The sequence below is a fragment of the Pedobacter sp. genome (assembly GCF_035317785.1).
Taxonomy (GTDB): Bacteria; Bacteroidota; Bacteroidia; order Sphingobacteriales; family Sphingobacteriaceae; genus Pedobacter.
The window spans coordinates 17,054-27,325 of the sequence record NZ_DATHGC010000168.1; the positions used below are offsets into that span (position 1 = coordinate 17,054).

Here is a 10,272-nt window from a genome sequence, read left to right on the forward strand (position 1 = left end):
CAAACAAATGAAGACTAGAAAACTTAGAATGGGCATGGTCGGCGGCGGTAAAGATGCATTTATCGGAGCTGTTCACCGTATTGCCGCAAACATCGACGGACAAATTGAACTATGCTGCGGAGCGCTGAGCATCAACCCGGAAATCGCAAGAGAATCCGGCGAAATGCTGTTCCTTCCTGAAGACAGAACCTACCTGACCTATCAGGAAATGATCGAGAAAGAAAGCCAGCAGCCTGCCGATAAACGCATCGATTTTGTAACCATCGTCACTCCAAACTTCGCACACTTTGCACCGGCAATGATGGCACTGGACCATGGTTTTAATGTAGTCATCGAAAAACCCATTGCATTATCTTTAGACGAAGCAAAACAGCTTCAGCAAAAAGTAGCGGAAACAGGTCTGATCCTTTGCCTTACCCACACCTATTCCGGCTACCCTATGGTCAAACAAGCCAGGCAAATGGTAAAGGAAGGAAAACTGGGTGCCATTAGAAAAGTAATGGTAGAATACCCTCAGGGATGGCTGAGCACACTGACTGAACGGGAAGGTAATGCACAGGCAGCATGGCGTACTGACCCTGCAAAAAGCGGAAAAAGCGGTTGTATGGGAGACATAGGTACCCACGCAGCACAACTTGCCGAATACATTTCGGGCCTGAAGATCAGCAAACTTTGTGCGGACCTGAACATCGTGGTTACAGGCAGGGCACTGGATGATGACGGAAACGTATTGCTGCGTTTCGACAACGGCGCAAGCGGTGTGCTTTCTGCTTCACAGGTTGCAGCAGGCGAAGAAAATGCATTGAAGATCCGCGTATATGGTGAAAAAGGTGGCCTTGAATGGCATCAGCAGGAACCCAATACTTTATTGCTGAAATGGCTGAATGAGCCGACACAGGTATACCGTGCCGGACAAGCCTATCTTTCAGACATTGCCAAACACAATCTGCGTGTACCGGGCGGTCACCCTGAAGGCTACCTGGAAGCATTTGCCAATATCTACAGGAACTTTGCATTGACACTTTCTGCAAAAATACACGGCACCACGCCTACTGAAGCCATGCTTGACTTTCCAAAAGTTGAAGACGGTGTAAGGGGAATGGCTTTTATTGACAACGTAGTGGCTTCGAGCCAGTCAGATCAAAAATGGTTTGATTTTAACATATAATCAGCATGACAACACTTAAAGGACCCGGAGTTTTCCTTGCCCAGTTTATCGGTGATGAGGCTCCGTTCAATTCATTAGACACCATTTGTGAATGGGCCGCGGGCCTTGGTTTCAAAGGCATTCAGATGCCGACATTAGATGCCAGGTTCATTGACCTTCAAAAAGCCGCTGAAAGCAAAACATACGCAGATGAGCTCAAAGGCAAAATCGCTTCCTACGGATTAGAGATCACAGAATTATCTACGCATTTACAGGGTCAGCTGATCGCGGTACACCCTGCTTATGACCTTGCATTTGATGCTTTCGCCCCCGACAGCGTTAAAAACAATCCAAAGGCCAGAACAGAGTGGGCCGTGCAGCAAATGAAATATGCGGCACAGGCTTCACAAAACCTGGGCTTAAATGCACATGCTACTTTTAGCGGTTCACTGCTGTGGCACATGTTCCATCCATGGCCTCAAAGACCTGCTGGTTTAGTGGAAGCCGGATTTACGGAACTGGCTAAACGCTGGATGCCGATCCTCAATAAATTTGACGAATGCGGCGTTGATGTATGCTATGAGATCCACCCGGGTGAGGACCTTTTTGACGGCATCACTTACGAGATGTTCCTTGAAAAGGTAAACAACCACCCGCGTGCCTGTCTGCTTTACGATCCGTCCCACTTTGTCCTGCAGCAACTGGATTATATCCAGTACATCGATTTTTATCATGAACGCATCAAAGCATTCCATGTAAAAGATTCAGAATTCAATCCCACCGGCAGACAAGGTACCTTTGGCGGCTACCAAAGCTGGGCAAACCGTGCCGGCAGGTACCGTTCTCCGGGCGACGGACAGGTAGATTTCGGGAAGATCTTCAGCAAACTGGCCCAGTACGATTATAAAGGATGGGCAGTAATGGAGTGGGAATGCTGTATCAAAGACGCCCAGGTAGGTGCGGCAGAAGGTGCAGAATTCATCAAAAAACACATTATTAAAGTTACGGAGAAAGCTTTTGACGATTTCGCAGCTTCAGGCGGCGGCGATGATGACTTTAACAATAAGATCTTAGGTTTATCATAAAAACAACACACAAATGAAAAAATCAATTTTTTTACTGGGTTGCCTTGCCATTGCATTAGCATCCTGTCATAGTCCCGAAGAAAGGGCCGCGATGAAAGCCTCGGCTGATTCAGCAGCCAACGCAGCCGGTGCCCCAAAATCTGAGCACGCCGTTGTTGCCAAACCCGCGGCAGCGCCTGCTGCAGAACCTGCAAAAACGGATACGGCTGCCAAAGAGATCGCTCCCAAAACGGACGCTCCTGTAGTAGCAGCCACCGAGGTGAAGCCTGCTGAAAAGGCTGCTGCGTTACCTGGTGAAGCACTGCTCAAAAAATCGGATTGCCTGGCCTGTCACAATGTGAGCCAAAAAATTGTCGGGCCGGCATACAAGAATGTCGCAGCGAAATATCCAGCTACAGAAGAAAACATCGAGTTACTTGCAGACAAGATCATCAACGGCGGATCCGGTGTATGGGGTGCTATTCCTATGAGTCCGCATCCCGCTGTAAGCAAAGCTGATGCAAAAGAAATGGTGAAATACATCCTTTCCTTAAAAAAATAATTTAACACCTAACCAAAATTGAACCATGGAAGAAGTAAAAAAAGACCAGAATGCTGCCTCAAGACGTAGTTTCTTAAAAACAGGTGCTATAGCAGCTTCTGCATTTATGATAGTTCCCCGTCATGTGCTGGGCGGCAAAGGATACCTGGCACCAAGTGACAGACTGATCGTTGCCGGTGTAGGTGCCGGAGGTAAAGGTCAGTCAGATATTGCAGAATTCGCAAAAAGCGGAAAAGCCGATATCGGTTTCCTTTGCGATGTGGATGACAGAAGAGCAGCGACCTCACGCAAAAACTTTCCTAAAGCCAAGTATTACAAAGACTGGCGCGAGATGTACGACAAAGAGCATAAAAACTTTGATGCCGTATCTGTATCTACACCGGATCATAACCATGCCATCATCAGCTACCATGCCATGCAATTGGGCAAACACGTTTACGTGCAGAAACCATTGACGCATGACCTGTTTGAGGCACGTTTGCTGACAGACGCAGCCAAGAAATATAAAGTGGTGACACAAATGGGCAACCAGGGCGCATCCAATGACGGTACACGCTTGTTGTCTGAGTGGTACGATGCCGACCTAATCGGTGACGTACATACTGTATACTGCTGGACAGACAGACCAGTCTGGCCTCAGGGTATCGCATGGCCTTCTCCTGCGAAAGAAATTCCTAAGGAACTGGACTGGGACCTGTGGCTCGGTACTGCACCTAAAAAAGATTACGTAGATAAACTGGTACCTTTCAACTGGCGCGGATGGTGGGATTACGGAACCGGCGCACTGGGCGACATGGGCTGTCACCTGATCGAGGCACCTTTCCGTGTATTGGGCTTACAATATGTAAAAGACGTACAGGCAACAGTCGGCAGTGTATATGTGGATGAGTTCAAAAAAGGCAAATTCCCTGAAAGCTGTCCTCCGTCAAGTCACATCACCATGACCTTCCCTAAAACAGACAAAACCAAAGGAGACATCACCCTTCACTGGATGGATGGTGGTATCCAGCCGGAAAGACCTGTAGAACTGGAAGCCAATGAAAAATTTGGTGACGACGGTAACGGTTCATTGTTCATCGGTACCAAAGGCAAGATGATTGCCAGCACCTATTCCAATAATCCTTTATTGTTGCCTACTTCCCGCACCAAAGACGCAAAAGCCAAACAAAAATGGGCGCGCGTACCGGGCGGCGCAGGCGGTCACTACGCACAATGGGTGGAAGGTGCCATCGCCGGTTACGGCAAAACAGAACTGAGCTCGTCATTTGACAAAGCAGGTCCCCTTACTGAGGCGCTGCTGATGGCCAACCTCGCAGTTCGTGGTTACGATCTTCCGGGCGGACACATCAAATTGCTTTGGGACAACATCAACATGAAAGTAACCAACTTTGACAGCGTAAACCAATATGTGAAACGCGAATACCGCGAAGGCTGGAACCTCAAAAAAGCTTAATCAAAACAACACGATGAAAACACAAATCTTTTCTGCGCTGACCATGACTTTATTGTTAAGTTATGGCAGCGCAAAAAGCCAGAGCAAAGGTTTTATTAAACTTTTTGATGGTAAAAGCACCAAAGGATGGCATTCTTACGGCAAAACCACTGCCGGCGAAAAATGGAAAGCTGAAGACGGCGCACTGCATTTTGATCCTTCGGGGCAAGGTGACGGCGGTGACCTCGTTACCGACAAAGCCTACAGCAATTTCCATTTAAAACTGGACTGGAAAGTTGCGCCCAAATCCAACAGCGGGGTCATCTTTTATGTACAGGACGACGCAGCGAAATATGGTTCCACCTATTTTACCGGACCTGAAATGCAGGTGCTGGACAATGACGGTCATCCTGATGGAAAGATCACAAAACACAGGGCAGGAGACCTTTACGACCTGATCAAAAGTGCTTCTGAACCGGTAAAACCAGTCGGACAATGGAATACAGCTGAGATCATCAGCAAAGATGGCAAGCTGGAATTAAAATTAAACGGGGTGACCACCGTCTCGACCACTTTATGGGACGACGCCTGGAAAAACCTGGTCTCAAAAAGCAAATTTGCCCAGTGGGCGGACTTCGGAACTTTCAAGTCAGGCAAAATTGCCCTTCAGGATCACGGAGATAATGTTTGGTACCGTAATATAATGATCAAAGAACTATAATATACAAGCGAAAACCTTAAAATGACTTCAAACAACCGTATCAAATTATCATTAATGATGTTCCTCGAGTTTTTCATCTGGGGAGCATGGTTTGTTACACTCGGCACCTATCTGGGCCTCACCTTAAAAGCCTCAGGAGCAGAAACAGGGGCAGTATTTTCTACCCAATCCTGGGGGGCCATTATCGCTCCGTTTATTGTCGGTCTAATTGCAGACCGGTACTTCAATGCAGAGAAAATATTAGGAGTGATACACCTTATAGGCGCTATCTTACTATACCAGGCCTACACAGCAACAGATGTGACCACACTATATCCTTATATTTTGGGTTACATGATATTGTATATGCCTACACTTGCCTTAGTCAATTCCGTTGCCTTTAATCAGATGGCAGATCCTGAAAAAGAATTTTCAAAGATCAGGGTCTGGGGAACCATCGGATGGATTGCTGCAGGCATGATCATCAGTTATGTTTTCCTTTGGGATTCAAAAGAGGGAATAGAAGCCGGATCTTTAAAAAATACTTTTTTGATGGCCAGTATCGCTTCCCTTGCATTAGGATTGCTAAGTTTTACCTTACCAAAAACACCACCTAAAGTCGATAAAAATGAAAAGATCAAGCTGGGACAATTGCTGGGTTTTGACGCTTTGAAATTACTGAAGGATAAAAATTTTGCAGTATTCTTTATATCAGCCATCCTGATCTGTATCCCGCTGGCATTTTATTACCAGGTAGCCCATCCATATCTTGAAAGCTCGGGTATTCCGAGCCCAACAGGAAAGATGACTATCGGACAAATATCCGAAGCCCTGTTCCTGTTGCTAATTCCCGTATTCTTTAAAAAATACGGGTTCAAAAAAACAATACTTGTTGGAATGATCGCCTGGTCGGTCAGGTATTTATTATTTGCATTTGGCAACGGCAGTGAACTCAGCTTCATGCTTTATATCGGGATTGCACTGCATGGCATATGCTATGATTTCTTCTTTGTATCAGGACAAATCTATACCAACTCTAAAGCCGGTGATCAGTTTAAAAGTTCAGCTCAGGGCTTAATTACCCTGGCAACTTACGGTGTGGGAATGCTTATAGGTTTTGCCATTGCCGGAATGATCAAGGACAATTATGCTTTAGCTGACGGAAACTTCGATTGGAAAATGATCTGGATCATTCCTGCAGGAATAGCCTTTGCGGTATTTTTACTGTTCTCCATCTTCTTCAACGACAATAAGAAAATTGAGGCAGATGCCATTAATTAAAAAACTCAAATGAAACCTGAACTTAGCAGAAGATCTGCACTGAAAAATATTGTTGCCGGGACCGCCGCATTAGGTGTTTCGGCAACATTGCCGGCTTTTGCTCTGGAGCCCCAAAAATCTACTATGCTAAAAGGAAATGTAAACCACTCTGTCTGCCGCTGGTGTTATGGCAGCACAGATCTGGAAACCCTATGTATCGAGGCAAAAAAAATTGGCCTCAAGGCAATTGACCTGGTAGGTCCTGAAGACTGGGCGACCTTAAAAAAACATGGCCTTGATTCTTCGCTCTGCAACGGAGCGGAGATCAGCATTGACAATGGCTGGAATGAACCCCAGTATCACGCAGAACTCATCAAACGTTATTCAGAGATGATCCCGAAAGTTGCAGAAGCCGGATATAAACAATTGATCTGCTTTAGCGGCACAAAACGAGGGAAAGATAATGAGACAGGCTGGAAAAACTGCGTGGAGGGGCTGAAGCAAATCATTCCAATCGCTGAAAAGCATAAGGTCGTTCTGGTTATGGAGCTGCTAAACAGCAAAGTCAACCACAAGGACTACCAGTGCGACAACACCCCATGGGGAGTCGAACTGTGTAAACGTCTGGGTTCCGAAAATTTCAAATTGCTTTATGACATCTACCACATGCAGATCGATGAAGGCAATGTGATCAGTACGATAAAAAATAATCATCAGTACATTTCTCATTACCATACCGGTGGGGTACCCGGCAGAAATGAGCTTGATGAAACACAAGAACTCTATTATCCTGCGATCATCAAGGCCATTCTTGAAACAGGTTTCAAAGGCTATCTTGCACAGGAATTTATCCCTAAGTACAAAGACAAATTCAAGTCATTGAAAGATAGTGTAATGGTTTGCGACGTATAAATCCAAATATGAACTCAAGAAGAATTTTCATCAAACAGGCAGCAGTAGCTGCCGCCGGTGCAGCACTGATCCCGGGCTTTGCCTGCTCTCCTGCCCCTGCCACCGCCAGCACTAAAACTGTCGGCCTTCAATTGTATACACTCAGAGACCTCCTGCCAAAGGACGTGAAGGGTGTGATTGAAAAGGTAGCGAAAGCGGGATATAAGGAAGTTGAAACCTACGGTTATACTGCCCAGGAGGGTTATTGGGGCCTGGAAGCTAAATCATTCAAAGCTTTGCTGGATGCCAATGGTCTGAAAGCCCCAAGCGGACATTTCGGACTCGAAGAATTTGTAGAATCCGGCAACAAAGAATTGCTAAAGCCCCTTATGGACGGTGCCGCGGCATTGAACATGGAGTACTTTACCTGTCCCCACCTGAGAGATGACCTGAGGGCAAACCTCGAGGACTATAAAAAGCTTGCCGGCAGGTTAAACGAAGCAGCAGAAGTTGCCAAACAACATGGCCTGCAGATGGGCTACCATAACCACGATTTTGAATTCCAGAAATACGGGGAAACAACCGGCTATGACATCCTGCTTCAAGAGACCAGCAAAGACCTGGTCCATTTTGAGATGGACATTTATTGGGTAGTCAGGTCTGGCAATGATCCTTTAGCTTTGTTTGAAAAACACCCCGGCCGTTTTGTCATGTGGCATGTGAAAGACATGGACAAGGCCGACAACACCAAAAATACAGAAGTTGGAAACGGCAAGATCGATTTCAAAACCATTTATAAACACGCAAAGCAATCTGGCCTGAAGCACCTGATCGTAGAGCAGGAAAACTTTGCGATCGATCCTTTCGACAGCATTAAAAAGAGCTTTGATTATGTAGATCACGAACTGGTTTAAGAAGATAAAATCTTAAAAAATAAAGGGAAGTGGTCTGTAAAAGGTCACTTCCCTTTTTGTTATAATAAGGTCTTAATACAGAAACCTTTACCCATTGCGTGAAAATTTTCTCATATTTGCGGACTTATTAGACAAAAAAAATCCTTTATAAACAATTAAAAACAAGTAAATAACAATTAAAAGAACCATTAGAAAAAGATGAAAATTGCAGTAGTAGGTGCCACCGGACTGGTAGGTACCGTAATGTTAAAAGTATTAGAAGAGCGGAACTTCCCGTTGACAGAATTGATCCCCGTAGCCTCAGAAAAGAGCGTTGGCAAGGAAATTTCTTTCAAGGGTAAGAAGTATGCTGTTGTAAATATGGATACTGCAATTTCAATGAGACCAGATATCGCATTGTTTTCTGCAGGTGGCGGCACCTCTTTAAAAGAAGCCCCTCGCTTCGCTGAAGTGGGTACCACAGTGATCGACAACTCTTCTGCATGGCGGATGGACCCTACCAAAAAACTGGTAGTCCCGGAAGTAAATGCAAATGTATTGTCAAAAGAGGATAAGATCATTGCCAATCCGAATTGTTCAACCATTCAAATGGTCGTGGCCTTAAAACCGCTCCATGATAAATATAAGATCAAACGTGTAGTAGTTTCTACCTACCAGAGTGTGACCGGTACAGGAGTAAAAGCTGTAGAACAACTGATGAACGAACGCAAGGGCATTACCGACGGGCCAATGGCCTATGCCTACCCGATCGATCTGAATGTCATCCCTCAGATTGACGTTTTCACAGAAAACGGATATACCAAAGAGGAAATGAAGATGATCCTGGAAACCCAGAAGATCATGGGCGACAACAGCATCAGGGTTACCGCTACAACAGTTCGTATTCCTGTAATGGGCGGCCATTCAGAGTCAGTGAATATTGAGTTTGAGCGTGACTTTAACCTTGCAGATGTGACCGAATTATTGACCAATACCGAAGGTGTGATCGTTGTTGATGACCCTGCAAACCTGAAATATCCCATGCCTATGGATGCCCATGAAAAGGATGAAGTATTCGTAGGAAGGATCAGACGTGACGAGTCGCTGCCAAACACATTGAACATGTGGATCGTAGCCGATAACCTGCGTAAAGGTGCAGCCACCAATGCAGTTCAGATTGCTGAATACCTTGTAAAAAAGGAACTGGTATAGTTCATTGATAAAATACAATTACGGCCGTCATCCTGGAACAACCGGGACGATGGCCGTTTTAATTTTAAACTTAATATGCTTAAAAAATCCACTACCCTCCTTTTTGTACTTATTCAAACGCTCGCGTTTGCCCAAAGCCCCATCAAGAAACTGGAACAGGCATTTAATACCCTGCTCGCCGACCCACAGGCAAAATACGCCCTGACTTCCTTGTGTGTACTGGATGCCAATACCGGGCAGACCCTTTTCGCGAGAAACGAAAACATTGGCCTTGCCACCGCATCAACCCTAAAGACCATTACCTCAGCGACTGCTTTCAGCCTGCTGGGCAAAGACTTTCAATACCAGACCACCCTGGCTTACAGCGGCACCCTGGATGCAAACGGAACTCTCCATGGCAGCCTGATCATCATAGGCGGCGGAGATCCTACCCTGGGCTCCTGGCGCTATGACACAACCAAAGAAGGATTTATCCTCAACCAGTGGGTAACTGCAATAAAACAGGCCGGCATAAAAAAAATAGACGGAAATATCATTGGAGACGACAGCCTTTGGGGTTCACAGACCACCCCGGACGGATGGGTGTGGCAGGACATTGGCAATTACTACGGGGCCGGCGCATCCGCATTGTCCTGGCGGGAAAACCAGTTTGATCTTCATTTGAGGGCAAACAGCGCGAATGGCAATGTATCCATCCAGAAGATCATACCTGAAATGCCCTATCTTAAGATCATCAATGAACTGAAACCCGGAGCAGAAGGAACAGGCGACCGGGTATATGCCTACCTACCTCCTCTTGCCAGCACAGCTTACCTGAGAGGAACCTGGGCTTTGGGGATATCCAAACCCGGTATCTCCGCCGCCTTGCCAGACCCTGCTTTTGATGCCGCATTCCGCCTGCAGGATACCTTACGCCGTATCGGCATCCCAGCATCGTTAACCCCAACCACTACACGTCAGCTCAAAGCAGACCAGCAGCCCCTTCCCCCGATCACACAAAAGCTCAGCACCATCAGCTCACCTACGCTGAGCCGGATCATCTATTGGTTCAATAAAAAAAGCGTCAACCTCTATGGCGAACACCTGCTCAAAACACTGGCCTGGAAAGCCG

General features: G+C 46.2%; 10 protein-coding genes. All 10 read left to right on the plus strand.

What is annotated here, in order from left to right; all coding sequences use genetic code 11:
* Positions 1–7: 7 nt before the first annotated feature.
* Positions 8–1,168: a Gfo/Idh/MocA family oxidoreductase gene (locus VK541_RS10350; protein WP_324369718.1), complete on the plus strand. Its 1,161-nt coding sequence runs from the start codon at positions 8–10 to the stop codon at positions 1,166–1,168.
* A gap of 5 nt (positions 1,169–1,173) precedes the next feature.
* Complete coding sequence (locus VK541_RS10355; RefSeq protein ID WP_324369720.1) at positions 1,174–2,232, plus strand: sugar phosphate isomerase/epimerase; 1,059 nt, start codon at positions 1,174–1,176, stop codon at positions 2,230–2,232.
* Between the two features lie 13 nt (positions 2,233–2,245).
* The gene (locus tag VK541_RS10360) at positions 2,246–2,773 is read left to right on the plus strand and encodes a c-type cytochrome (RefSeq protein WP_324369721.1); all 528 of its coding nucleotides are present in this window, start codon (positions 2,246–2,248) and stop codon (positions 2,771–2,773) included.
* Between the two features lie 25 nt (positions 2,774–2,798).
* Positions 2,799–4,226, plus strand: a complete 1,428-nt coding sequence (locus VK541_RS10365; RefSeq protein ID WP_324369723.1) for a Gfo/Idh/MocA family oxidoreductase — start codon at positions 2,799–2,801, stop codon at positions 4,224–4,226.
* Positions 4,227–4,239: 13 nt separating this feature from the next.
* Positions 4,240–4,926: a DUF1080 domain-containing protein gene (locus tag VK541_RS10370; RefSeq protein ID WP_324369725.1), complete on the plus strand. Its 687-nt coding sequence runs from the start codon at positions 4,240–4,242 to the stop codon at positions 4,924–4,926.
* 21 nt (positions 4,927–4,947) lie between these two features.
* Positions 4,948–6,186 carry a nucleoside permease gene (locus tag VK541_RS10375; protein ID WP_324369727.1) on the plus strand — a complete coding sequence of 413 codons (1,239 nt, stop codon included), beginning with the start codon at positions 4,948–4,950 and terminating at the stop codon, positions 6,184–6,186.
* A 9-nt stretch (positions 6,187–6,195) separates the two neighbouring features.
* On the plus strand, positions 6,196–7,077 hold the full coding sequence (locus VK541_RS10380; RefSeq protein ID WP_324369729.1) for a sugar phosphate isomerase/epimerase family protein: 882 nt from the start codon (positions 6,196–6,198) through the stop codon (positions 7,075–7,077).
* An 8-nt stretch (positions 7,078–7,085) separates the two neighbouring features.
* Positions 7,086–7,970 carry a sugar phosphate isomerase/epimerase gene (locus VK541_RS10385; RefSeq protein ID WP_324369731.1) on the plus strand — a complete coding sequence of 295 codons (885 nt, stop codon included), beginning with the start codon at positions 7,086–7,088 and terminating at the stop codon, positions 7,968–7,970.
* Between the two features lie 198 nt (positions 7,971–8,168).
* Complete coding sequence (locus VK541_RS10390) at positions 8,169–9,161, plus strand: aspartate-semialdehyde dehydrogenase (RefSeq protein ID WP_324369733.1); 993 nt, start codon at positions 8,169–8,171, stop codon at positions 9,159–9,161.
* A gap of 75 nt (positions 9,162–9,236) precedes the next feature.
* The coding region (gene dacB / locus VK541_RS10395) for a D-alanyl-D-alanine carboxypeptidase/D-alanyl-D-alanine endopeptidase (RefSeq protein WP_324369735.1) at positions 9,237–10,272 on the plus strand (1,036 nt) is incomplete at its 3' end.

Coding starts and splice junctions, on each gene's coding strand:
- VK541_RS10360 (WP_324369721.1), top strand. CDS start 2,246: ATGAAAAAATCAATTTTTTTACTGGGTTGCCTTGCCATTGCATTAGCA.
- VK541_RS10370 (WP_324369725.1), top strand. CDS start 4,240: ATGAAAACACAAATCTTTTCTGCGCTGACCATGACTTTATTGTTAAGT.
- VK541_RS10390 (WP_324369733.1), top strand. CDS start 8,169: ATGAAAATTGCAGTAGTAGGTGCCACCGGACTGGTAGGTACCGTAATG.
- VK541_RS10380 (WP_324369729.1), top strand. CDS start 6,196: ATGAAACCTGAACTTAGCAGAAGATCTGCACTGAAAAATATTGTTGCC.
- VK541_RS10375 (WP_324369727.1), top strand. CDS start 4,948: ATGACTTCAAACAACCGTATCAAATTATCATTAATGATGTTCCTCGAG.
- VK541_RS10385 (WP_324369731.1), top strand. CDS start 7,086: ATGAACTCAAGAAGAATTTTCATCAAACAGGCAGCAGTAGCTGCCGCC.
- VK541_RS10355 (WP_324369720.1), top strand. CDS start 1,174: ATGACAACACTTAAAGGACCCGGAGTTTTCCTTGCCCAGTTTATCGGT.
- VK541_RS10365 (WP_324369723.1), top strand. CDS start 2,799: ATGGAAGAAGTAAAAAAAGACCAGAATGCTGCCTCAAGACGTAGTTTC.
- VK541_RS10350 (WP_324369718.1), top strand. CDS start 8: ATGAAGACTAGAAAACTTAGAATGGGCATGGTCGGCGGCGGTAAAGAT.